General features: G+C 74.5%; 21 protein-coding genes. 1 reads left to right on the top strand and 20 read right to left on the bottom strand.

Annotated features, from left to right (window positions below; translation table 11 throughout):
- The 8 genes from deoC to D7318_RS24060 all read right to left on the bottom strand — a co-directional run.
- Positions 1–853, bottom strand: an 853-nt coding sequence (gene deoC / locus D7318_RS24095; protein WP_220729776.1) for a deoxyribose-phosphate aldolase, incomplete at its 3' end; no start/stop codon positions are given.
- The gene (locus D7318_RS24090) at positions 846–1,862 is read right to left on the bottom strand and encodes an ABC transporter permease (RefSeq protein WP_120699282.1); all 1,017 of its coding nucleotides are present in this window, start codon (positions 1,860–1,862) and stop codon (positions 846–848) included. The genes D7318_RS24090 and deoC, both read right to left, overlap by 8 nt.
- Positions 1,859–3,424, bottom strand: a complete 1,566-nt coding sequence (locus tag D7318_RS24085) for a sugar ABC transporter ATP-binding protein (protein WP_120699281.1) — start codon at positions 3,422–3,424, stop codon at positions 1,859–1,861. Before D7318_RS24085 ends, D7318_RS24090 begins: the two co-directional genes overlap by 4 nt.
- 5 nt (positions 3,425–3,429) lie before the next feature.
- Positions 3,430–4,395: a sugar-binding transcriptional regulator gene (locus D7318_RS24080; protein ID WP_120699280.1), complete on the bottom strand. Its 966-nt coding sequence runs from the start codon at positions 4,393–4,395 to the stop codon at positions 3,430–3,432.
- Complete coding sequence (locus D7318_RS24075) at positions 4,392–5,972, bottom strand: FGGY-family carbohydrate kinase (RefSeq protein WP_120699279.1); 1,581 nt, start codon at positions 5,970–5,972, stop codon at positions 4,392–4,394. The genes D7318_RS24080 and D7318_RS24075 overlap by 4 nt, the downstream gene beginning before the upstream one ends.
- Entirely contained in the window at positions 5,969–7,048 is a 1,080-nt protein-coding gene (locus D7318_RS24070; RefSeq protein WP_220729774.1) for a galactitol-1-phosphate 5-dehydrogenase, read from the bottom strand. The genes D7318_RS24075 and D7318_RS24070 overlap by 4 nt, the downstream gene beginning before the upstream one ends.
- 56 nt (positions 7,049–7,104) lie before the next feature.
- Positions 7,105–7,968, bottom strand: a complete 864-nt coding sequence (locus D7318_RS24065) for a substrate-binding domain-containing protein (RefSeq protein ID WP_220729772.1) — start codon at positions 7,966–7,968, stop codon at positions 7,105–7,107.
- Positions 7,969–8,693: 725 nt separating this feature from the next.
- Complete coding sequence (locus tag D7318_RS24060; RefSeq protein ID WP_120699294.1) at positions 8,694–9,428, bottom strand: class I SAM-dependent methyltransferase; 735 nt, start codon at positions 9,426–9,428, stop codon at positions 8,694–8,696.
- Positions 9,429–9,481: 53 nt separating this feature from the next.
- Between D7318_RS24060 and D7318_RS24055 the strand changes: the two genes are divergently transcribed.
- Positions 9,482–10,639, top strand: a complete 1,158-nt coding sequence (locus D7318_RS24055) for a C1 domain-containing protein (RefSeq protein ID WP_120699277.1) — start codon at positions 9,482–9,484, stop codon at positions 10,637–10,639.
- Here D7318_RS24055 and D7318_RS24050 read toward each other — a convergent pair.
- The 12 genes from D7318_RS24050 to D7318_RS23995 all read right to left on the bottom strand — a co-directional run bounded on the left by D7318_RS24050 (position 10,620) and on the right by D7318_RS23995 (position 22,276).
- Positions 10,620–12,002, bottom strand: coding sequence for an aldehyde dehydrogenase family protein (locus tag D7318_RS24050; protein ID WP_120699276.1), 1,383 nt, complete (start codon positions 12,000–12,002; stop codon positions 10,620–10,622). The genes D7318_RS24055 and D7318_RS24050 overlap by 20 nt on opposite strands.
- 34 nt (positions 12,003–12,036) lie before the next feature.
- Positions 12,037–13,839, bottom strand: a complete 1,803-nt coding sequence (locus D7318_RS24045; RefSeq protein ID WP_120699275.1) for an asparagine synthetase B family protein — start codon at positions 13,837–13,839, stop codon at positions 12,037–12,039.
- Positions 13,839–14,357: a hypothetical protein gene (locus D7318_RS24040; RefSeq protein WP_147437796.1), complete on the bottom strand. Its 519-nt coding sequence runs from the start codon at positions 14,355–14,357 to the stop codon at positions 13,839–13,841. The genes D7318_RS24045 and D7318_RS24040 overlap by 1 nt, the downstream gene beginning before the upstream one ends.
- Positions 14,358–14,471: 114 nt before the next feature.
- On the bottom strand, positions 14,472–15,281 hold the full coding sequence (locus D7318_RS24035; protein WP_120699293.1) for a hypothetical protein: 810 nt from the start codon (positions 15,279–15,281) through the stop codon (positions 14,472–14,474).
- 121 nt (positions 15,282–15,402) lie between these two features.
- Positions 15,403–16,089 (bottom strand): cupin domain-containing protein, encoded by a 687-nt coding sequence (locus D7318_RS24030; RefSeq protein ID WP_230424017.1) that lies wholly within the window; start codon positions 16,087–16,089, stop codon positions 15,403–15,405.
- A 157-nt stretch (positions 16,090–16,246) separates the two neighbouring features.
- Positions 16,247–17,329, bottom strand: a complete 1,083-nt coding sequence (locus D7318_RS24025; RefSeq protein ID WP_120699273.1) for a glycoside hydrolase family 5 protein — start codon at positions 17,327–17,329, stop codon at positions 16,247–16,249.
- 198 nt (positions 17,330–17,527) lie between these two features.
- On the bottom strand, positions 17,528–18,601 hold the full coding sequence (locus D7318_RS24020; protein WP_120699291.1) for a sporulation-delaying protein SdpB family protein: 1,074 nt from the start codon (positions 18,599–18,601) through the stop codon (positions 17,528–17,530).
- The gene (locus tag D7318_RS24015) at positions 18,598–19,212 is read right to left on the bottom strand and encodes an SdpA family antimicrobial peptide system protein (protein ID WP_230424016.1); all 615 of its coding nucleotides are present in this window, start codon (positions 19,210–19,212) and stop codon (positions 18,598–18,600) included. The genes D7318_RS24020 and D7318_RS24015 overlap by 4 nt, the downstream gene beginning before the upstream one ends.
- A gap of 134 nt (positions 19,213–19,346) precedes the next feature.
- Positions 19,347–19,988, bottom strand: a complete 642-nt coding sequence (locus D7318_RS24010) for a hypothetical protein (protein ID WP_147437794.1) — start codon at positions 19,986–19,988, stop codon at positions 19,347–19,349.
- 716 nt (positions 19,989–20,704) lie between these two features.
- Positions 20,705–21,115 carry a cold-shock protein gene (locus D7318_RS24005; RefSeq protein WP_120699271.1) on the bottom strand — a complete coding sequence of 137 codons (411 nt, stop codon included), beginning with the start codon at positions 21,113–21,115 and terminating at the stop codon, positions 20,705–20,707.
- 115 nt (positions 21,116–21,230) lie between these two features.
- Positions 21,231–21,554 carry an AzlD domain-containing protein gene (locus D7318_RS24000; protein WP_120699270.1) on the bottom strand — a complete coding sequence of 108 codons (324 nt, stop codon included), beginning with the start codon at positions 21,552–21,554 and terminating at the stop codon, positions 21,231–21,233.
- Positions 21,554–22,276, bottom strand: a complete 723-nt coding sequence (locus D7318_RS23995) for an AzlC family ABC transporter permease (protein ID WP_120699269.1) — start codon at positions 22,274–22,276, stop codon at positions 21,554–21,556. The genes D7318_RS24000 and D7318_RS23995 overlap by 1 nt, the downstream gene beginning before the upstream one ends.
- Positions 22,277–22,340 lie beyond the last annotated feature (64 nt).

Here is a 22,340-nt window from a genome sequence, read left to right as displayed (position 1 = left end):
CGAACCTGAACCACCCCGGATCCAGCCACGCCTCCCCCGCCGTCTCCTTCACCACCACCAGATACCGCAACGCGTCCTTCGCCGACCGGATCCCACCCGCCGGCTTCACCCCCACACGCCGCCCAGAGACCACCAAGAAATCACGCACCGCCTCCAACATCAGCAGGGTCACCGGCAGCGTCGCCGCCGAAGGCACCTTGCCCGTCGAGGTCTTGATGAAGTCGGCCCCGGCCAGCATCGCAAGCCACGACGCGCGCCGGACGTTGTCATAGGTGACCAGCTCCCCCGTTTCCAGGATCACCTTCAGATGCGCGTCCCCACACGCCTCCCGCACCGCCACGATCTCCTCGAACACCGTCCGGTAGTCCCCCGCGAGAAACGCCCCGCGGTCGATCACCATGTCGATCTCCGTCGCCCCCGCGGCCACCGCCGAGCGCGTGTCGATCAGCTTCGCCTCGAGCGGCGCGCGCCCCGCCGGGAACGCCGTCGCCACCGACGCGACCCCCACCCCGCTGCCCCGCAGCGCGGCCACCGCGGTCGGGACCATGTCGGGATAGACACACACCGCCGCCACCTGCGGAACGCCAGGATCCGACGCGTCGGGATGGAGCGCCTTGGCGCACAACGACCGGACCTTCCCCGGCGTGTCCGCCCCCTCCAACGTCGTCAGATCGATCATCGAAATAGCCAGATCGATCGCGAACGCCTTCGAAGACGCCTTGATCGAACGCGTCGCCAACCCCGCCGCCCGCGCCTCCAACCCCACCGCGTCCACACCCGGCAGACCGTGGAGGTAGGAGCGCCAGGCGGCGCCCGTGGCGCCGGGTCCTGGTGAGAGTGCGATGTCAGGCACGGGAACCCCGCTTCTCGATAGCCATGTTGAGGATGAGCGCGACGACCAGGATGAGCCCTGTGACGACCATCTGGAAGAAGGAGCCGAGGCCCATCAGGTTGCAGAGGTTGCGCAGCACGGAGAGCAGCAGCACGGCCACGAACGTGCCCATGACGCCGCCCCGGCCGCCGAAGAGGTTGGTGCCGCCGAGGACGACGGCCGCGATGGCGTCGAGCTCGAGGCCGTCGAACGCGGTGGGCTGGCCGATGGTGAGCCTGCTGGTCAGCAGCACCCCGGCGAGGGCCGAGAGCATGCCGGAGATCGCGAAGACGGCGGTGATGACGCCGCGCACCGGCAGCCCGGAGAGCCGTGCGGCCTCCTTGTTGCTGCCGACGGCGTAGATGTACTCGCCGAACGTCGTGCCGCGCAGGACGAGGCCCGCCACGATGGCGATGCCGACGAAGATGAGACCGGCGATCGGTATGTAGCCGATGAAGCCGCCGCCGATCAGCTGGAACGTCTCGGAGGTGTCGGCGTTGGCCGGTTCGCCGTCCGTCAGCAGATAGGCGAGGCCGCGGATGGCGGTGAGCCCGGCGAGGGTGGTCATGAACGCGGGCAGCGACAGATAGGCGGAGAGGCCGCCCATGATCGCGCCGAAGCCCGCGCCCGCCGCCAGGCTGATCGCGATGGCGAGCACGAAGTGCATGTCGTTGTCGATCAGCAAGGCGACGGTCATGCCGCCGAACGCCGCGACGCTGCCCACGGACAGGTCGATCCCGGCGGTCAGGATGACCATGGTCATGCCGATGGCGACGATGCCGGTGAGCGCCGACTGCTGGAGCAGGTTCGACATGTTGCGCGTGGTCAGGAACTCGGGCGCGAGCACGGTGGCGACCGCGCACAGCGCCAGGAAGACCAGCACCAGGTTGAACTTGACGATCAGCTCGGCGCCCCGCCGCCCGGCGAGGTTTCTGCGGACCACGCCCTCCTGCCGCTCGTCGGTGGAGGTCGCGGTGGCGGTGGTGGTCATGCGGTCGCTCCTGGGTCGGAGGTGTCGGGGGCGCCCGGCGTCGTTCCCGTGATGACGGCGTGGGCGATGTCGTTCTCCGCGGTGGTGCGGGGGTCGAAGCAGGCGACGTTGCGGCCCTCGTGCAGGACCCACACGCGGTCGGCGTTGGCGGTCAGCTCGTTGAGCTCGCTGCTGGCCAGCAGGACGGCGACGCCGTCGTCGGCCAGGCGGCGGACCTGGCGGTAGAGGTCGGCCTTGGCGCCGACGTCGAGGCCGCGGGTCGGCTCGTCGAGCAGCAGGACCCGCACGCCGCCGCGGGTGATCCACTTGGCGAGGACGACCTTCTGCTGGTTGCCGCCGGAGAGTTGGCCCACGAGCTGCTCGGACGAGGCGTGGCGGACGCCGAGGTCGGCGAGCACGCCCGTGGCGCGGCGCCTTCCGGTGCGGCGGGGGGCCAGCCAGGGCGGGGTGCCCAGGGTGGTGATGCCCGCGTTGCGGCCGACGGAGAGGCCGAGCATGAGGCCCTGCTCCTTGCGGCTCTCCGGCACCAGGGCGATCCCGGCGCGCACGGCGGATGCCGGGCTGCGCAGGGCGAGGTCGCGGCCTTCGAGGCGGGCCGAGACGGTCGCCGACGCGTCGCCGAAGAGGGCCTTGAGCAGGGTGGTGCGGCCCGCGCCGCCGAGCCCGGCGAGGCCGACGATCTCCCCGGCGCGCACGTCGATGTCGCGCACGTCGATGAGGCCCTCGCGGTGCACGCGGCCGATCTCGAGCAGCGGCGGGCCCTCGGGGCGGGGGCGGTGGGTGGTGCGGACCAGCTCGCGGGCCTCGCCGATCATGGCGGCGACCAGCTGGTCGGCGGTGGTGTCCGCGATGTCGCGCACGGCGACGGTGCGGCCGTCGCGCAGCACGGTGGCGCGGTCGCCGATCTCCATCACCTCGTCCATGCGGTGGGAGATGTAGATGACGGAGCGGCCCTCCGCGGTGAGGGAACGGATCAGGTCCAGGACCTTGCGCAGGTCGTTCTCGCCGAGGGTGGCGGAGGGCTCGTCCATGACGATGATCCGCGCGTCGCTGGTGAGCGCCTTGGCGATGGCGGTCAACTGCTGGGCGGCGATGGGGAGCTCGCGAACCTTGGCGGTGACGGGGAAGTCTCCGCCGACGCGTTCGACCGCGGCCCTGGCCAGCTCGGCGCGGCGCCTGCCGCGGACGAGGGGGCCGTAGGAGGGGGTGCGGCCGAGGAGGAGGTTCTGGGCGACCGTGAGGTCGGGTATGAGGTCGAGCTCCTGGTAGATGACCGCGATCCCGGCGGCGAGCCCGGCCTGCGGGTTGGTGATGCGCACCGGCTCGCCGTCCACCAGGATCTCGCCCTCGTCCGGCTGGTAGGAGCCGGAGAGGATCTTCATCAACGTGCTCTTGCCCGCGCCGTTCTCGCCGAGCAGGCAGTGGGTCTCGCCGGGGCGCACGGTCAGCTCGGCGTGGTCGCACGCGAGCGTTCCCGGGAAGCGCTTGACGATGCCGCGCATGGTGAGCCGGGGTATGCCGGTGGGCGGCGCCTCCCGGGGCGCGGTGTCCGTGGTGCTCATGGCGCTCACGACTCCTCGCATGGGTCGGGGTGGAGCAGGTGGTCGGCGGTGTGGTCGTCGGTGACGAGGGTGTTGCACAGCCCGCTGGTCACCACGGCGCGGCACACCGCGTGCTTGGCGGCGCCCGAGACGACGGCGACGGCGACGGGCCGCCCGCGCAGGTCGTCGAGCGGCATGCCCAACGTGCGGGCGTCGAGCGCCGGGTCGACGATCCGCCCCGCGGCGTCGATGAAACGGCCCGCCACGTCCCCCACGGCGCCCGCGTCGGCGAGGCGCCGCAGGTCGGCGGCGTCGAGGTAGCCGGAGCCGACGAGCACCGAGTCGTTCCCTATGCCGCCGGGGCTGAACAGCGCGGTGTCCGCCGCCGACGCCTGGCCGAGCACCTCGGCCACGGCCGCGTCGTCCTCGAGCACCTGCCGCGTGGTCTCCTGCTCCACGATGGCGGGGGCTGGCAGCACGGTGACGGTGCCCTGGCCGAGGTGGGCGATGCGGCTCGCCATGTCCTGCGCGGAGCTGGGCCGCCTGGAGCGGCTGAGGCCGCCGTTTATCTGCACCACGTGCACGCCGTGGGCCCAGCCGGGGGTCAGGGCGCGGGCGAGGTGGTCGAGGGTGCGGCCCCACGAGACGCCGAGGAGGCGGGGCGAGGGGCGCAGCCTCGACAGGTAGTCGGCGCCCGCCTCGGCGACGCGGGCGCGCAGCTCCTCGTCGTTCTCCGTGGCGGCGCGGGCGACCACGACGGCGTCGCGCAGGCCGAACGTCTGGGTGAGCCGCTCCTCCAGGTGGTGCACGCGGGTCTTGGGGTGCACCACCTCGATGCGCACGATCCCGGCGTCGCGGGCCTCGTGGAGCAGGCGACCGACCTTCCAGCGCGTGAAGTGGAGCTGGGCGCCGATCTGTTCCTGGGTGAGGTTGCGCTCGTAGTAGAGGGTCGCGACCTGGTAGAGCAGGGCGTCGTCCGTGGGTCCGCTCATCGGGCGCCTCCTCTCGCGGCGGCGGGCGTGGGGGCGGGGGCGGCCTGGGGCGCCGCGCCCCTGGTGCGCTCGGGCGCGCTCAGGCGGTGGGCGACGGACCTGGTCGCGGCGGTCGCGGCCAGGTAGTCGGCGTAGCCGCGCTCGTGCAGGTCGCGGGTCGCGGGGTCGGGCTCGACCAGCTCGGCCGCGGGCGCGAACCCGGCGGCGGCGTCGGCGAGCGAGTCGGCGCCGCCGTCGATGCCCGCGGCGGCGATCACGGCGCAGGCGCGCAGGGTCAGGTTGTCGCCGCGGACCAGGTGGAGCGGGCGGCCGAGGACGTCGGCGGTGGTGCGCAGCCACAGGGGGTTGTGCCGTATCCCGCCGGAGATGAACACCTCGTCCACCGGGACGCCGCCCGCCACGAACGAGTCGAGCACCTGGCGCGTTCCATAGGCGACGCCCTCGACGGCGGCGCGGTAGACCTCCTCGGGCCTGGTGCCCGCGGTGAGCCCGAGGATCGCGCCGCGCAGCCTGGGGTCGCGCAGCGGGGTGCGGTTGCCCATGAAGTAGTCGAGGACCAGCAGGCCGTGCTCGCCCGGGGGCAGCGCGGTGGCGGAGGCGATCAGCCCTGGCAGCTCGGCGCGGGGGCGGCCGAGGAGCTGCTCGCCTACCCAGGTCAGCACGGATCCCGAGGTGACCTGGCCGCCCTCGACGAGCCAGCGGCCCGCGGTCAGCGCGTCGGGGTAGGGACCCCAGACGGTGGGCGGGAAGACGGGCTCGGCGATCTCGGTGACGAACGCGGTCGACGTGCCGGAGACCACCGAGACGCGCCCGGTGCGGGGGCCGCCCACGGCGAGCAGCGACAGATGGGCGTCGATGCCGCCTGAGGAGACGACGGCCTCGCCCTCGATGCCCAGCTCGGCGCGGGCGGCGGCCGCGACGGGGGCGATCGGGTCGCCCACCGCGACGACGCGCTCGGGGAGCTTGGCGCGCAGGTCGGGAACGCCGAGGTCGGCGTAGAGGTCGTCGGGGAGCCCGGCGCCGAGCGGGTCGTGGTTCCACTTGCAGACGGCGTTCATGCGCGAGGCCGCCCATGTGCCGGTGAGGCGGAACACCAGGTAGTCGACGGCCTCGGTGACGCGGTCCGCGGCGCGGTAGACGTGCGGCTCGTGCCCGGCCAGCCACATGGCCTTGGGGACCAGCCACTCCACGGCGTCGCCGCCGCCCGCGTACCGCAGCACCGGGTGCCCGGTCGCGGCGGTGCGTTCGGACTCGGCGCTGGCCCTCGAGTCCATCCACAGCAGCGCGGGGCGCAGCGGGCGGCCTTCGGCGTCGAGGACCGCGACGGTGGACGCGGTGGTCGCCACGGCGACGCCCGCCACGCGCGGCGACCCGGCGCGTGTGACGGCGGCGCGGGTGGCGTTCACCACGGCGCGCCACCAGTCGTCGGGGTCCTGCTCGGCCCAGCCGGGGTGGGGGTAACGCGTGGGGTAGCCGCTCTGGCCCTCGCCCAGGACCGTGCCGTCACCGGCGTAGAGCGCGACGCGGGCGCTCTCGGTGCCCAGGTCGATGGCGAGGAGGGCCTCGGGTGGGGTCATGGACGTTCTCCCGTGGGCTGGCGGTCTCCGTTGGGCAGGAAGAGCACCTTGGAGCTGAAGACGGACCGCTCGCCGAGCTGGTGCATGAGCCCGGGCAGGGCGTCGAGGCCCAGCTCGTGCGTGATCATGAACTTCCAGTGCAGCCGCCCGTCGCGCATCGCCTGGGCCGCGACACGCCACTCGTCACCCGGGAAGGGGGCGGAGAAGGAGTTCCACGCGCCGTGCAGGGAGACCTCGCGGCGCAGGAAGTTGCCGAACGACGGCTTGGGCAGGACCACGGGGTCGTGCGGTATGCCGATGAAGACGGCGTGGCCGTGCCGGGCGGCCAGGGAAACGGCCTGGTCGGCGGTGGCGGGGACGCCCGCGGACTCCACGATGACGTCGTAGCCCTCGCCCGCGAGCTCTCTCGCGCGCTCGGGCGTGGTGGCGGTGTGGGTGGCGCCCGCCTCGACGGCCATGGCGGCCTTCTGCTCGCTGACGTCGATGGACAGCACCTCGGCCGCGCCCGCGAGGCGCGCCCACTGGATGGCGAACAGGCCGATGGGCCCGGCGCCGATGACGGCGACGCGGTGGCCGGTGCGGAGCTTGGTGCGCCAGATGGCGTGCAGGGCGATCGCGGCCGGGTCGAGCATGGCGGCGGCGCGCGGGTCGAGGTCGGCGGGCAGCACCATCAGGTTCCCCGCGGGCACGGCGACGTACTCGGCGTAGGCGCCCGCGCGGCGGCTGCCGAAGTAGTCGTAGTCCTCGCACAGGCTGAAGTGGCCGCGGGAGCAGGAGGAGCAGCGGCGGCAGGGGATCAGCGGGGGGACGGCGACGAGGTCGCCCTCGGCGACCGTGCCGGCCGCGGCCAGCTCGGAGCCGAGGGCGACCACGTGCCCGGCGAACTCGTGGCCGCAGATCAGCGGCAGGTGGTAGGCGCCGCCTGGCCGCAGCATGCGGTTGAGGTCGGAGCCGCACACGCCGCAGGCGGCCACGCGGACCAGCGCCTCGCCGGGTCCCGGTGTGGGCACGGGCACCTGCTCGACGCGGATGTCCCCTGGGGCGTGCAGGACCGCGGCTCGCATGGTCTCCGACATGGTGGTGTGGTTCCTCTCGTGCGTGGGGTGGTGCTCGGCGACGGGCCGGGCGGGGGTCACTCGGCCGCGGCGAAGGTGGTGTCCGCGGTCAGGTCGGCGGCGTTGTCGGGGTCGACGAGGGCGGTGCCCGCGTCGATGGACTCCTCGACGTCCTCGCCTTCCGCGATGGCGACGGCGGTCTCGACGGCCCTCTCGGCCATGGCGACCGGGTCGTTGAGGGCGGTGGCCAGGTAGGGGCCGCCCTCGGCGATGGCGTCGACGGCCTCCATCAGGCCGTCGACCCCGGCGACCATGACGTCGTCGCGGCCGTTCTCGCGGAGCACCTGGAGGGCGCCAAGGGCCATGTCGTCGTTGTGGGCGTAGACGACCTCGACATCGGGATTGGTCTGGATCAGGTCCTGCATGGCGGTGACCGCCTCGGACCGGATGTAGTTGCAGTAGGGGCCCTCGACGATCTCGATGCCGCCCACGGCGTCGATCGCCTCGTGGAACCCGGCGCTGCGGTCGCGCGCCACGGCGCCGCCCGCGTCGCCCATGATCTCGACGACCTTGCCGCCGTCGTCGCCCATGGCCTCGGCGACGCGCTCGCCGACGATGCGGCCCATCTCCTCGTTGTCCCGGCCGACATAGGAGGTGGCGCCCTCGGGGACGGGCCGGTCAACGGTGACGACCTCGACGCCCGCGGCCTCGGCGGCGGCGAGCCCGGGCCTGACGCCCTGCGGGTCGACGGGGTTGACCAGGAGAACGTCGACACCGCGGGTGATGAGGTCCTGGATGTCGTTGTTCTGCTTGGTGACGTCGCCTCCGGCGTCGGACACGAACAGCTCGGCGCCCGCGGCCTCGGCCGCGTCCTCGGCGCCCCGGCTCAGCTGCACGTAGAACGGCGACTGCTGGGTCGCCTGGCTGAAGCCGATGGTCACCGACCCGTCCCCACCTGACCCACCGCCGTCGTTGTCGTCGCCACCGGGAGTGGTCGAAACGGAACAGGCCGCCATCGCCAAAAGCCCGGATATGGCGAAAGAGGCTCTCAAGCCGTGCTTGATACGCATATGACCCTCCACAAGTCGTCCTGGCGACGGACAGTAGGCAGCGGGAGGGGTCGAAGGCAACGGATGCGGATTTTTTTGCTCACCTGAGCAGAGGCTCGGGCCGCCGGGCCAAGCACGCCGAGAACCGGGCGGGGGTGGGGTGCCCTCCGGGCGGGGGGTGGGGGCCTTCTTTGGGAGACGGGGGGTGGGGCGAGCGGGCTGCCCTCCGGGCGGGAGAACCGGACATTGAGAAACGGGCGGCGGGGGCCGGGCGAGCGGGGTGCCCTCCCGGCGGGAGCATTGGGCATGAGACAACGGGACGTGGCGGCCGGGCAAGTGGCAGAACGCCCGGGCGCGAGGGGGCTGCCCTCCCGGCGGGAAACCGGGGGCCGGGCAAGCGGGGGAACGCTCACGTGCGGGGCCCTACCGGGCGGGGGCGGAAGGCTCTCGGAGACAGGCCACCGAAGGCCGAAGCAAGCGGGCGTCGACCGGCGGGCCCGGATCATCGTGGTCACCGGGGAGGGCGCGCGGACCGTGGTGGAGAGCCAGCGCATCCTGGACTCCCTGCACCGCGAGGCGCACGCCCTGCTCTGACGGGGCGTTCGGGCCGCCCCGGGTCAGGAGCGGCGGGCCAGGACCACGCGGGCTCGGGGGCTGCCGTCGGGGCGGGTGCCGAAGCCGGGGAGCGGCGCGGTGGTCACCGCGAAGCCCGCGCGGGTCAGCTCGGCCCGCACCCGGGAGAGCGGGAACGTCCGGTAGTACATGACGAACGGCGGGCGCCACACGGCGTTCCTGACCCGCATCGCCGCGTCGAAGCCCCACAGCGCCCAGTACGCCCGCGAGCCCACGCGGGGCGGGGCGCCCACGGGGAACGCGAAGAGGCCCCCGGGCCGCAGCGCCCCGTACGCCCGCGCGAACAGCACGGGCCGCTCCTCCGGCAGGAAGTGCCCGAACGCCCCGAAGCTGACCGCCAGATCGAACGACCGGCGGAACGGCAGCGACCTGGCGTCCGCCCGCACCCAGCCCACCGATGGCCCGCCGGGCGGCAGCGTCGCGGGCACCGCGGCCCTGGCCACCCCGAGCATGCCCGCGCTGAAGTCGACGCCGGTCACCTGCCGTTCGCACAGCCCCGCGAGCGCCGCGACGCCCGCGCCCGTGCCGCAGCAGATGTCGAGCCCCGAGGGGAAAGGGCCCAGCGGGCGCAGCGTTTCGGCCACCGCGTCGATGACGGCGTCCGGGGTCCTGAACGGGGTGAGGTCGAACTTGGGCGCGAGCAGGTCGTAGCCGTGCTCGGTGGAGGACAGTGCCTGCACGGCGAGTTCGCGGAGGGAGGGACCCTGCGGAGTGAACACGGAGCTCACAGTAGTCCGTGAACGCCACCCGGGGTTCACCCGTGTGTGGTTGGGTGGCCGGGGACTTGGAGGCGCCGGTGATCTGTCCGCACTGCAACGCGAGCCTGTTGTTCAAGCAGCGCACCGGGCGACGCTGCTCCCTGTGCGGCAAGCGGTTCGCCCTGGAGCCACGGGAGAGCGCGATCCGGCTCAACGACCGGCGCGTGCTCAAGGCCGTCGCGGCGCTCACCGACGAGGGGCGGCTGACCTGCACGGTCACCCAGCTGTGGTGGGCGCTGGCGCACGAGCCCGCGCGGGTGCCCGAAACGCTTCCCTGGCGCACTCCCGTTGCCCACCGCCGCACGCCCCCGCGCCCCCCGCACACGCCCCGGTGGTACACGCGTTGGGGCGCCTTCGGCCTGCTCTCCGGCGTCGCACTGTTGGTGATCGGGGTGCTCCAGGAGAACGGCCTGCTGACCACCGCCGCGGCGGCCGCGTTCGTCTTCGGGGTGGTGATGCGCGGCAGGCGGTGGAAGGGGCGCGCGCTCCGCGTCAGCCTGGCCAAGCGCCCCTGGGCGTCCACCTACACGAAAATGACGCGGGCCACCTTCGGGGCGCAGGTCGTCGCCCCGTGGAGGGCGGTCTATGGGCGGCTGCCCCAGGGGCTCGTCGACGATGACCACGAACCCGCGCGCACGCGGGCGCGCGAGCCGCGTTTCGCGCTGCTGTGTGAGGACGCGACCGTGACCACGTGCCTCGCCGTCAACGGCGCGCCCGAGCGGCACGGGCTCGCGCTCGTCGCGCGCGTGGCCGACGTGCCCGCGGGGCTGCCGGTCGTCGTCCTGCACGACGCGGGCGCGGGCGGCGTTCTCCACCCCACGCGGGTGCGCGACGCGCTGCCGGGGCGGCTTGTGGTCGACGCGGGGCTGCCGCCGCGCGCGGTCATGGACCGGCGCGGCGCGGCGGTGACACGGGCGGTCCCACCGGGGGCGAGCACCCTGCGGCTGCTGCGGGGCCTCGGGACGCTCGACGACGCGGAGCGGCGGTGGCTGGCCGGTGGGTGGCGCTCGCCGCTCGCCGCCCTGCCGCCCAAGGTGCTGCTCGCCGGGGTGGAACGGGCGGTCGCCGAGGCGGAGGCGGCGCTCGGCGGGCGCGGCCCCTCGGGGACGCGGTCCTCCGACCTGGGGTTCCTCGACTGGCCCCCGCCGCCGGTCACCGCAGCCGGGCCGTGACCGTCTTGGGCCGCTGGTACTCGTCGAGCGCGAGCACGCTCAGGTCCGTGCCCTGACCCGAGGCGCCGCGCCCGCCGTGCGGCAGCTCGGGGGTCTGCACGAGGTGGCAGTTGAGCCACGCCTCGCCCGCGTCGAGGCGGCCCGCCAGGTCGAGCCCGGTCGCCAGGTCGCGCGTCCAGACGCTTCCCGCCAGCGCCTGCGGAACGCCGTTCGCCAGGGCCAGCGCCTCCTCGACGCCCGCCGCGCGCTGCACGGTCAGCAGCGGGCCGAAGACCTCGTCGACCACGGCGGGGTCGTCGGGCGGCACGTCGGCGAGCAGCGTCGCGGGCCGCCAGTGCCCCTCGCGCTCCCTCGGACCCGGGGCCATGCGGGCGGCGCGCCGGACGCGGGCGGCCGACGCGCCGACGATGCGGTCCCAACGGGCGGCCTGGTCCGCGTTGTTGAGCGGCCCGAAGTCGCGGCCCGCGTGGCGGCGGGCCAAGGCGGCGGTCAGCCGGGCGACGGCGGTGGCGTAGTTCTCGGGGAGGGTGATGACGCGCGCGGGCGCGGCGCAGCTCTGCCCGGCGTTGTAGGTGACCGCGGCGGCGAGGTCGTCCCAGGTGTGCTCGGGGGCGTCGGGCAGGACGAGCGCCGGGCCGTTGCCGCCGAGTTCCAGGCTGACGCGGCGGGTCCCCGCGGCCGCCGCGACCCGGGCGCCCGCGGCGGCGCTCCCGGTGAACGCCACCATGTCAACGGGCGCCGCCACCAGCAGGCGCCCTGTCTCGCGGTCGCCTGGCAGCGCCACGAGCACCCCGGCGCCCAGCGCGTCGGCGGCGTGCTCGGCCAGCAGCGTGGCCGAGTCGGGGGTGGTCTCCGCGGGCTTGAGCACCACGGTGTTCCCCGCGGCCAGGGCGGGGGCGCAGCGCCAGGCGGCCATCATCAGCGGGTAGTTCCATGGAACGATCGCGGCGACGGTGCCGAGCGGCTCCCAGCGGACCCAGCTCTCGTGGCCCTCGACCAGGCGCCCTGCGGCGGGCGCCGTGCGCGCCCTCGCGGCCCCGGCGTAGAAGCGCAGCAGCTCGGCCGCCCCCGCCACCTCGGACTCCGCCTCGGCGCTCGGCTTCCCCGTGCCCGCGCGCTCGCGTTCGACGTAGTCGGCGGCGTGCGCGTCGACCAGCGACGCCAGCCGGTCAAGGCGCCTGGCGCGCTCCCCCGGGGTGTGCGCGCGCCACGCCGCGGCCGCCTCCCTGGCCGCGGCGACGGCGGCCCCGGTCTCGCGCTCGCGCCCGAGGACCGAGGTGCCGCGCGGGCGACCGGTGCGGGGGTCGGTCAGGGTGAGGGCGGGCGCGTGCGGCCCACGCGGGTCGGCCTTGGGTGCGTTCATCAGGGCTCCTGGGATCCTGAGGTGCTCATGTCCCTCAAGTCGGTGGCAGGTCGTGGGCGCGCAGCCACAGCTCAAGGGTCAGCAGCAGCCACACCTTGGAGCCGTGGCGCGGCAGCAGCGTTCCCCGGCGGCGGGTCCACTCGCGCACGGTGGCGGCGCGGAACAGGCCGCGGGCGCGCGCCTCGCGGCCGAGCAGCAGCTCGGCCGACAGGTCGCGCAGCGGCCCTTCGAGCCAGCGCTGCACGGGGACGCGCATGCCGCTCTTGGGGCGGTCCACCACGGTGTCGGGCAGCAGGTCGCGCACGGCCTCCTTGAGGACCCACTTCTCGACCGCGCCGCTGAGCTTGAGGCGCGGCGGGGTGGCGAACGCGTGGTCGATGACGCGGTGGTCGAACAGCGGGGCGCGGCCCTGGAGTTGGCGGGAGGCGGTGAGGCGTTCGACCTTGGTGAGGATGTGATGGGCGCCCTTGGTGCGGAGGTTGCAGTGCAGCAGCTGGTTGAGCAGGGCGTTCATGCGCCCCGGGCGCAGATAGGGGGCGACGAGGCGGCGCGGATGCGGCGCCTCGGCCAGCGCCTCGGCGGCCTCGGGCGTCAGCAGGCGCGGCAGGTCGGTGTAGCACTTGCGGTACGACCTGAGGTACGCCTCGGCGCGCGCGTCGCCGTCGCCGAGGGGGCCCACGGGGTCCGGGACGATCGCCGGGTCGGCGGGGTCGGCGGCGCGGTGCATCTCGAACACGAGCATCGGGAGGTTCTTGGGGCCGCCGAAGACCGGGTCGCCGCCCTCGCCGTTGAGGACGACGCGCAGCCCTTCGTCGGCCGCCGCCTCGGCGAGCATGAGGTTGGGCACGGTCAACGGGTCGCCCACCGGGGCGTCGAGGAGCGCGACCGTCTCGGCCAGCCGCTCGGCGACGGTGCGGCCCGGGACGGTCAGCACGCGGTGGCGGGTGTGGCAGTGGGCGGCGACCAGGCCCGAGTAGCCGAGCTCGTTGGGGAGTTCGGCCCCGAAGCTGATGGAGTAGGTGTGCACGGGGTGGGCGTGCCGCTTGGCGGCGATGGCCGTGACCAGGGAGCTGTCGATGCCGCCCGAGAGCAGCACGCCGACCGGCTCGGCCTCGGGCAGGCGGCAGGCGACGGCCTCATCGAGCAGGGCGCGCAGGCCCAGGACATGGGGCTCGGGGTCGTCGGCCGCGCGCCCCGAGGGGGGCGTCAGGCGCTCCTCCGGCTCCCAGTAGCTCTCATCGGTGGTCGAGCCGTCCGCGGCCAGCCGCAGCACGCGCCCGGGGAGCGCCTCGTGGACGCCGGTCAACAGCGTTTCGTCGCCCGGGAGATAGGCGAACGTGAGGAACGAGCGGACCGCGGCGAGGTTCAGGCCCGTGGCGAGCGCGGGCCAGCGGCGCAGCGCGCGGAGCGAGGTGGCGGCGGCCCAGCAGCCGTCCGCGCGGGCGTAGAAGGCGGTGCGCGCGCCCGCGTGGTCGCGGATCACCACCAGGTCGCCGCCCTCGACCACGAGCAGCGCGAACATGCCGTTCGCGGCGCGCAGCCCCGCCGCGCCGAGCCGCGCCCAGCAGCGCAGCAGCAGCTCGCCGTCCGCGCAGCCCGGCGGTGCCGGGGCCCCGGCGGCGGCGAGCGCGGCGCGCAGCTCGGCGGCGTTGTGCAGCGTGACCTCGCCCACGGCGGCGCGGCCCTCGGCGGTGAACGGGCCCGTGGCGTGGCCGGGTTCGCCGTCGAGCAGCGCGAGGGCCGAGCCATCCGGGGGCACGGTGGCGCCCATCGCGACGAGGTGGTCGCGCAGGCGGTCGGGCGGCGCTTCGCCCGCGCAGGCGCAGCAGCGGGGCATCAGCCGAAGTCCTCCGACCAGTCGGCGTCGGACGTGCCGGTCCAGGCGTCGACGACCAGCACGGCCCCGACGCCGCCGACGCCGCGTTCACCCCGCTCGCCGCGCTCCTCGGCGCGGTACTTGCGGCGCAGCCGCTCCTCCTCGTCGGGGGTGAGGCGGGTGGGCGGCAGCAGCCCGGGGCCGAGGGCGCCGGGGCCGCGCCCCGCGCGCAGCCGGGCGCCGGGGCCGGTGGCGGCGGCGGCGCGGTTGACGGTGACGCGGGCGCCCCCGTCCCACACGGTGCGGCCGTAGCCGATGTCGCGGCCGTACTCGACGCGGCCTTCGTCGTGGGTCCGCTTGACGAGCCGGTCGCCCAGCGGCTCGTCCGTGCCGGAGCCGCCCCGGTCGTCGCGCCAGCGCACGGACCCGTCGGGCGCGCGCGTGCGCCACTCACTGCGGCCTTCGTCGTAACGGCGGTGCACGGTGCCGTCGGCGAGCAGTTCGTCGGTGTAGGCGATCTCGCGGGGTCGCTTCGCCATGTCCATGGATCGGGTCCTCGGTGTCCTGGAAGTGCTCGGGCGGCTCGGGGAGTTGAGGTGGTCGTCGGCGGCGGAGCGGTCGGCGCGTGGGTCGGGGTCGGCGCGGGGGTCGGGTCACCGCGCGGGCCAGGTGAGGAAGCCGGTGTCGCGCGGGGCCTCCACTCCCCCGGGGGCGGCGCCCGGCGGTGGCGCGCCGCCGTCGCGCACCAGCCGGTGGAGGGTGCGCAGCAGATGGGCGGGGTTGACCGCGGCGACCTCGGCGTACCGGCCGCGCGCGAGCCAGCGCAGCTCGCGCCGGTCGAGCGACGCGGCGGGCAGCGCGGGCCCGGTGGCCCGGCCGCGGGTGAGGTGCAGGGACGCCGCGTGCCGCGGGGTGAGGCCGAGGGCGGCCACGCGGGGTGCGTCGGGGCCGAGTTGGGCCCTGACACGCCCCGGGAGCGCGGTGCCCTGGGCGCTGGCGTCGTGCAGCACGTGGACGACCGCGTCGGGGACGCGGCCGAGCGCGGCGGTCAGCCGGGGGTCCAACGGCAGGTCGTCGGCGGCGAGTACGGGGCAGGCTGCCTCCAGGTGCCAGTCGTTGGCCAGGAGCATGCGGGCGATGGCCGGGTCCTGGCACACCAGCAGCCGCGGCAACCCGTAGTCGTACAGGTCGGGTTCGGCGGGCGCGCCGCGTCTCGGCCGCCGGTGCGGGGGCGCGGCGAGCAGCCCCGGAACGTCGCCGAGCCGCCCGAGCGCGGCGGCGAACCGCCCGTGGCACAGCGGCGGCGCGAGCGTGAACGGCAGCCGCCGCGGCAGGAGATGGGCGGGCAGGAGAACGCGGCACAGCTCGAAGTAGAGCTGCCGCTCCGTGAACTTGAGGTCCCCTGGCGCGGCGGCTCGCGCGGCGGCGACGCGCAGGGCACGTTCGAGCAACCCCGACCTCACGGACACCCCCCTCGGGAACAGCCGGGCCACCGCGGGCTGGTCCCCGGCGGCGACCACACCGTTACGGCGGCGCGAGAAGCGCGTGAACGGCCCCCCGCGGTCAGGAGGTCGGCCCCGGCGCTCAACGGGGGCGCTCCAGCGTCGTGGCCAGGTCGCGCAGGCGCGCGGCGAGGCGTTCGCGGATCCGAAGCGCCCCAGGGCCCGCGCCGCCCTCGCGCCCCAGGGAGCGCAGGGCGGCGGCCAGCGGGCCGAACTCCGGTGCGGCGGCGGCCCGTTGCTCCGCGTCGCGGGCGGTGATGGCGTAGTCGTCGTGGTCGATGCCATAGCCGGTGTTGGCGGCGAGGATGTGCAACGGGCGGCGGCCCCGGTTCCCGAACGAGTGCGGCATCAGCTCGGGTATGCGGATCATCAGCCCCGGCGGCAGCGCGATCGAGGCCGCCCGGCCCTGCGCGGCGTCCCACAGGCCGCACTCCGCGTGCCCGAGGCTGAGGACGATGTGCTCGCCGCCGTGCGCGTGGGGCGTGAACGCGCTGCGCGGGGCGACGACTCCGAGCTTGTAGGTGGCGTTGGACGGGCGCCCAGGGGACGTGGCCGCGTCGCCGACCAGGTAGTGCGCGAACTGGCCCTCGTCGATGAAGCGCCGCATGCCGTCGGGCGGGCCGAGCTCCCTGGCCCCCTCGCGGTCGGCGACCAGGGCCCGCCCGTCCGCGCCCAGGGCGTACAGCCTTACCCCCTCGGGCAGTTGAGGGCAGAGTCTGGCCAGGTGGGTGAGCCGCCGCGGGCTGGTCCCACCGGAGCGGTCGACCACCCGTGCCCCCTCGGTGCGCTGTGCCTGACCGCCACAATAGCCGCCCGGGGCGCCCACGCCGAGATCGTCTCGGCCCCGCCGCCACTTGGCGGCGAGCGGCGCGGGCAACGCCCCGGGGCGGCAAGGGAGTTGGGGGTGACGTCGGGCTGGGGCCCGATCAGCCGATGCGGTCGCGGATCCAGACGCCCGCCTCCTTGAGGGCGCCGGGGTCGGCCCAGTTGCCGCTCGAGCACGTGCCGGTCTCGAAGACGGCCCCGGTGCGGAAGTCGTCGGAGTAGTTCCAGTTGGTCCAGCTGATGTTCTTCTCCGCGAGCAGGTCGAGGTAGCGCTGGGCGGACGCGAAGTCGTCGGGCCCGTCGCCCGTGTACTCCTGGGTGCCGAACTCCGTGACGAACATCGGCAGTTGGTCGGCCGCCCGGCTGAGCGCCGCCAGGTAGGCGTCCTGGTGCGAGGCCGCGTAGAAGTGGAAGGTGTACATGATGTTGTCGGCGTTCACGGGGTCGGCCACCACCTCCGACTCGTCGGAGCCCTCCGAGACGCCGAGCGAGGACCAGGCGCGGGTGCCGACGAGGACGACCGCGTCGGGGTCGCCCGCGCGGACCACGGGGACCATCTCCTCGGCATAGCTCTTGATGCTCGACCACGGAACGCCGCTCGGCTCGTTGGCGATCTCGTAGAGCAGGTTGTCCTGGTCGCCGTGGCGGGCGGTGATGTCCGTGAAGAACCGCTTGGCCAGGTCGGTGTTGGCGTTGGGGTCGCCCGGGCTCAGCATGTGCCAGTCCACGATGACGTACATGCCGCGCTCGGTGGCCTGGTCGATGATCCGGCTCGCGAGGTCGGTGAAGTACTCGGGATCGGTCTCGTAGCCGTCCTCCTGGACATAGGTGGACACGCGCAGCACGTCGGCGCCCCAGTCGTTCGCGAGCACGTCGAGCGAGGCGGGGGTGACACAGTGCTCGAACCACTGGGTGCCATGGGTGCTCATGCCCCGCAGCTGAACGGGCTGCCCGTTCTCGCCGCACAGGGTGGTCCCGCACACCTCGAGGGCGCCGTACTGGGCCAGCGGGCTCACCTCGGCGGCGGCCTGGGCCGCTCCGGGCGTGGCGGCGGTGGCGGGTGCGGTGGCGGCGGGCGCGGTCGGGGCGGTGACCGCGGTGGCCGCGCACACGGCCAGCAGTCCCGCGGCCGCGAGCAGGGCGCGACGGCGGCGGGATGGGCGGGCGGACAGGGGTGTCGCCATGGCCGTCCTCTCGTTCGCCAGGGGCATGACACCCCTGGGTGGGGGCGAGTGGGTGGGGGTGCAGGGGTCGCTGTGACCGTAGAAGGGGCCTGACGCGGGGTCAAGAGGTCCACACCACTGGAGTGGAGATCCGGAACCGGGCCGGGCGGCGCGAAGGCCGCCCGGCGTCCGGGCCGTTGGGGCGCGGCGGTCCGTCCGTCAGCGCGGGGTGGCGGGCGCGGGCGCCGCCTCGGGCTCGGGCGCGGACTCCGCGTCCGACCTCGTGTCCGGCTCCGTCCCCGGCTCCGTCCCCGGCTCAGCGACGCGCCGCACCGTCCACGGCAGGTGGGCCCCGATCGGGAGGCACAGGAGGAGCAACGCCCCCCACATCACCAGGACGAAGCTCCACAGGCCCATGACCAGGCCGATCCCCAGGTGGAGCGCGAAGCCGCCCGCGAGGAGCAGGCGCCTGGCCCGCGGCGGCATCAGCAGAGAGATCGCGAGCGCGAACTCGATCACCAGGGGCGACCAGGTGAGCAGGGCCAGGGACGGACTCCACCCGACGAGCGGCCCGAGCAGCGGCGCCAGCCAGTCCGCGGCGCCGAAGGCCACGTCGTTCCCCCAGTAGTACATGGCGGTGCCGTCCGCCCACTCCTGGTGGCTGAGCTTGGCGATGCTGGACTGGAAGTAGATCCCGGCGACCTGGAGTTGGGCGGCCAGGGTGAACGCCACGGCCGCCGTGACCGCCCACGCGCGGGCGCCCCCGGCCTCGCGGTGACGCGCGGCCGCTCCATCCGGGAGCCGTTGCCAGTGCGAACGTCGGGGATCGGCCAGGGTCACCGGGATCAGCAGGAGCGTCAGGACGACCGCGACCTGGTCGCCGCCGTCGGGGATGGAGATGCCGTTGTGGACGCTGAACGCCACGTACCAGTGCGCGACGCCCGTCCAGCGGGGCCGCCAGCCCGAGGCGACGAGCAGCAGCACCGCGACGCACAGCCAGCGCGCGAGGCCGAGCTGCCCGTCGGGCGCCACGCAGAACGCGCCAGCCCGCTGGATGCCGTCGCAGTAGGGCGCGGGGTCGCGGCCCACGACGTGGCTGAACAGCGTTCCCGTGCCGCTGAAGGCGAGCGTGCCCGCGGTGCCGAGCGCGATCAGGGTGCGGGCCAGGCCGTAGACGGTGCCCCAGGGCAGCGCGGCGCGCACGGTCGGGGCCTGGCCGGTGGTCTGGGCCGTGCTCTGGGCCTGGGTAGAGGTCTTGGCCGGGTCCTGGGCCGGAGGCTGTCGTTCGCTCATGCCGGGCACTCCACGTCGATCCTCAGCACGCGCTCCGCGCGGTGGGTGTCGTCGACCAGGTCGCGCCAGGCCCATGGCTGGGGTTCGAGCGCGATCACGAAGAGGTCCCCGCACAGGGTGGGCGAGGGCACGCCGTTGACGACGGGCCGCGCGGGCAGGGACGGGTCGGCGCACGCCTCGACCTCGGTGGTCGGGCAGTCCCGCCAGGCGTCGAGCGGGAACTCCGCCAGTAGGAGCGCGTATTCGGTACCTTGGGTCCTCGACTGCCGGTCGAACCCGAACGCGTTGTGCGGGGACGAGTGCGGGGTGAGCGAGGCCATGACGACGTCGCCCGTCTCGTCGAGCCGGTGGATCTGGAAGGACGGGTCCCGCGGTGACTTGGTGAAGAACGCCCATCCCTGGGGGAAGACCCTGGGCGCCTGCGCGCGCAACTCCTGGCCCGCGCCCGGCAGGCGCAGGGCCGACTGGGGCAGCTGCGCGTGGATCCCGTAGAGGGCGAGAAGGGCGATCACGGCGCCGACGGCGAGCGACCTGGCGCGGGAGAGCGGCAGCTCCGCGGCGGCCGTGGAGGCGCGGACGACGGCGAACTTTCCTGGTGTGCTGATCCTCAACTGGACTCCTTGCGCTCCCTGCGCTCCGTGGACGACTCGACGAGAGGCGACCGCGCGGGCCGGGGTGAGGCCGGTGCGGGGCGGGCTGCCTCCCCGCCCCGCACCGGCCGGTCACGAGGACCGCGCGGTGGGCGTCAGAGCTGGAGCGCCGAGGTCACCTGGGCGATCGCGGCCTCCTGGCTGAGCCCGTCGGTCCCGCCCGCGGGCGCTGACCAGAACCAGTTCGCGGCCACGACGAAGTTCACCGCCGCGGCGACGACGGCGGCGTTGGCGACGCCGGCCACGTTGACGGCCGCGACGACGCTCACCACGTAGATGCAGGTGGCGCCGCCGTCGATCTCCGTCTTCTCGATCTCCAGGGCCTCCAGGTCCTCCTGGGAGGCCAGGAGCGCGGCCTCGACGCGCTCCGGCGCGCCGGAGCGCAGCTCGGCCGAGAACGACGCGAAGTAGGCCGCGTCATCGCTCTCCAGCAGGTCCAGGACCGCCGCGCCCCCGGCGAGGGCCTCCTCGGTGTTGTTCTCGGCGTAGAAGTCGCCGACGGCCGAGAAGAGTTCGCCGTCGCGCTCGGCGAGCGCCTTGGCCGTCCCGCCCTGCCCGAAGAAGATCGCCCGGAACAGCTCGCGCCCGTCCTCGGCGGAGCCCGGCGCGAACGCCGTCCTGACGGCCGCCGCCTGGGCGGTGCCCGAGCCGCCGCCGACGGCGTAGGCCGTCGAGGCGCCACCGGCGACGATCGCGACGGCCGCGATCACGGCGGCCGTTCTGGAAGGCTTTCTCAAAGAACTCACTCCCTCATTCGGTGAAGCCCGGCCGAAGTAACCGCGCAGCCCGCGTCCAACGGACCGCACGCCCGTTATCGGGAAAACAGATGGAAGTCTTCGACCAAGCCCCTGATGGTCGCCAGGAGATTAGCAACAGGGCCTCGGCTGAATTCCGCGAATAAGCGGAACATTACAATCAGCAATGCGCGCAACTCGGACATTGGCCGACGAAGAGGAAGCGACGGCGTTCCCTCGCCCGAGAGGGCGGGTGACGAACGTCACTACAACCCCTCTCCGTTACATCCGCGCCACAGGAGAAGCGCGGCCACTTCACCCTGAGCCCGCCGCCCCTTCACCAACTCCCCTTGAACGGGCGGCACTTCGCAGGTGAGCGCGCCGCGAGGTGACGACGCGCGGCCCGTTGGCCGCCGTTGACCGCCGACCGGAGCCGGGCGACACGGAATCCGCATTCCGGAACGGCGGGCCCTGGAAAGCCAGCCGCTTTCCCCGCGGAAATGCCGCCCGGATTCCGCGACGCCGTTCACGAGCGCATTCGTTCCCTGCGCACATCGGGGCATTCCCTGGCGATATCGCGCCGTGCATCGGACCAGGCGGGGTCGGGCGGCGATGCGGCGCGTGGGCGGCTTCCCCGCGCGGGGAGCGGGAACGCGCCGACGCCCCGCCGCGCGGGCGCGCTACGGGGCGTCGGGGGCCGAACGAAGGTGGGGCCGGGATCAGGAGTCGACCCAGCCATGGGAGTGGGCGAGCTGGATCAGCCGCTGCCGGATCGCCAGGATCTGCTCGGAGGTGGCGGTCGGAGCGGCGCGCAGCAGGGCCTCGGTGATCTCCTCGACGAACTCCCGGGCCGACAGCACGTCACACAGGTCGTCGCCGGGGACGCCGGAGGAGCCGCGCGACGGCGGGGACACGTGCCGGTCGGCGCCCTCCTGGAGCCGCACATTGCTGGCCTTGAGCCCTCGGTCCCCCTCCTCGACGTCGAACGTCACCAGCATCCCTGGACCGAGGAGCCGCTTGTCGAACTCCAGGTCGTTCACATGGATGAAGACGTCCTCGCCCCCCGTGTCGGGCGCGACGAACCCATAGCCTCGGAGCTCGTCGAACCGCACTACCTTGCCCGTGACCATCACACACATCCAATCCCAGCCAACGCATGAACCCACATGCCGGCTTCGGGCGCCAGGGCGGCCTCGCCGGCGGGCCCATCATCTCACCCGCGGGGGCATGGGGCCCCGACCCGGGTCAGGGCACCCCGCACAGGCGCAGCACCGCGGTGGTGGCCGCCGCGGCGATGACGACGAGCGGGAAGGGCGTGCGCCGCAGGGCGAGCGCTCCCCCGGCGAGCACGCCCGCGGGACGGGCCCACCCGGCGAACGCGGCGCCCTCGGTGGCGGATCCGTCGGCGAGGGACGCGGTGGCGACGAGCGCGACCAGCAGCACGGCCGCCGCCACGCCGAGGCGCCAGTGGGTGCGCTCGCCGATGCGCAGCCGGTCCCCGAGCGCGGGGCCCGCGAGGCGGAACGCGAAGGTCCCGGCGGCGAGCAACAGGATGGCGTAGAGGGGCATCAGGGGGCTCCCGGCAGAGGCTCGCGCGCCGGTCGGGGGGGTATGAGGGGGCCGCGCCCGGCCACGAGCACCCCCAACAGCGCGCAGAGCACGGGCAGTCCGGGCGGCAGGAACGGCGTCGCGGCGACCGCCACGGCGGCGCCGACGAGGGCGGCGCGGCGGGTCGCCCGGTCGGCGAGCGAGGGCAGCACCAGGGCGAGCAGCACCACGGGGAAGGCGGCGTCGAGGCCGAGCGCCCCGGTGTCCTCGATGCCACCGCCGACGAGGGCGCCGATGAGCACCGCGCCGTTCCATGAGACGAACAGCGCGACGCCGCTCACCCAGTACGCCGCGCGGCGCGCGCCAGGCTCCCGCTGCCTGAGGGCGAACGCGACCGCCTCGTCGGTCATCAGGTGCGCGCCGACCAGCCGCGTGCGTATGCGCCCGCCGCGCCCGCCGAAGAGGTCGGCGACCGCGAACCCGAAGGGCAGCAGCCTGGCGTTGAGCACGAGGGCGGCGAGCACGGCGGCGAGCACGCCGCCCCCGGAGAGCACGACGGCCACCGCGGCGAACTGCGCGGCCCCGGCGAAGACCACGAGCGACATCACCACGGGCACCCAGGGCGGCAGGCCGCCCGAGACGGCGATGGCGCCGAAGGAGGCGGCCACGAGGGCGTCGGCACAGCAGACCAGCGCGATGTCGCGCAGGGTGGTGCGGTCAAGTGTTCGGCAGAACGAACGCATGACCGGTATAGTGAACCCCAAGGTGCCCGTTCGTCAAGCCGAACGGGTGGACGTCTGGAGCGAA

This window comes from Streptomyces radicis (assembly GCF_003626575.1).
GTDB classification, from domain to species: domain Bacteria; phylum Actinomycetota; class Actinomycetes; order Streptomycetales; family Streptomycetaceae; genus Streptomyces; species Streptomyces radicis.
This window is presented reverse-complemented; position numbering and strand designations above follow the sequence as displayed.

What these genes read in the sequence shown, in the direction of transcription:
- D7318_RS24020 (WP_120699291.1), bottom strand. Translation starts at nt 18,601, where the DNA reads ATGAGCGAACGACAGCCTCCGGCCCAGGACCCGGCCAAGACCTCTACC.
- D7318_RS24080 (WP_120699280.1), bottom strand. Translation starts at nt 4,395, where the DNA reads ATGAGCGGACCCACGGACGACGCCCTGCTCTACCAGGTCGCGACCCTC.
- D7318_RS24005 (WP_120699271.1), bottom strand. Translation starts at nt 21,115, where the DNA reads ATGGTCACGGGCAAGGTAGTGCGGTTCGACGAGCTCCGAGGCTATGGG.
- D7318_RS24050 (WP_120699276.1), bottom strand. Translation starts at nt 12,002, where the DNA reads ATGAACGCACCCAAGGCCGACCCGCGTGGGCCGCACGCGCCCGCCCTC.
- D7318_RS24045 (WP_120699275.1), bottom strand. Translation starts at nt 13,839, where the DNA reads ATGCCCCGCTGCTGCGCCTGCGCGGGCGAAGCGCCGCCCGACCGCCTG.
- D7318_RS24090 (WP_120699282.1), bottom strand. Translation starts at nt 1,862, where the DNA reads ATGACCACCACCGCCACCGCGACCTCCACCGACGAGCGGCAGGAGGGC.
- D7318_RS24070 (WP_220729774.1), bottom strand. Translation starts at nt 7,048, where the DNA reads ATGTCGGAGACCATGCGAGCCGCGGTCCTGCACGCCCCAGGGGACATC.
- D7318_RS23995 (WP_120699269.1), bottom strand. Translation starts at nt 22,276, where the DNA reads ATGCGTTCGTTCTGCCGAACACTTGACCGCACCACCCTGCGCGACATC.
- D7318_RS24025 (WP_120699273.1), bottom strand. Translation starts at nt 17,329, where the DNA reads ATGGCGACACCCCTGTCCGCCCGCCCATCCCGCCGCCGTCGCGCCCTG.
- D7318_RS24040 (WP_147437796.1), bottom strand. Translation starts at nt 14,357, where the DNA reads ATGGCGAAGCGACCCCGCGAGATCGCCTACACCGACGAACTGCTCGCC.
- D7318_RS24000 (WP_120699270.1), bottom strand. Translation starts at nt 21,554, where the DNA reads ATGCCCCTCTACGCCATCCTGTTGCTCGCCGCCGGGACCTTCGCGTTC.
- D7318_RS24085 (WP_120699281.1), bottom strand. Translation starts at nt 3,424, where the DNA reads ATGAGCACCACGGACACCGCGCCCCGGGAGGCGCCGCCCACCGGCATA.
- D7318_RS24075 (WP_120699279.1), bottom strand. Translation starts at nt 5,972, where the DNA reads ATGACCCCACCCGAGGCCCTCCTCGCCATCGACCTGGGCACCGAGAGC.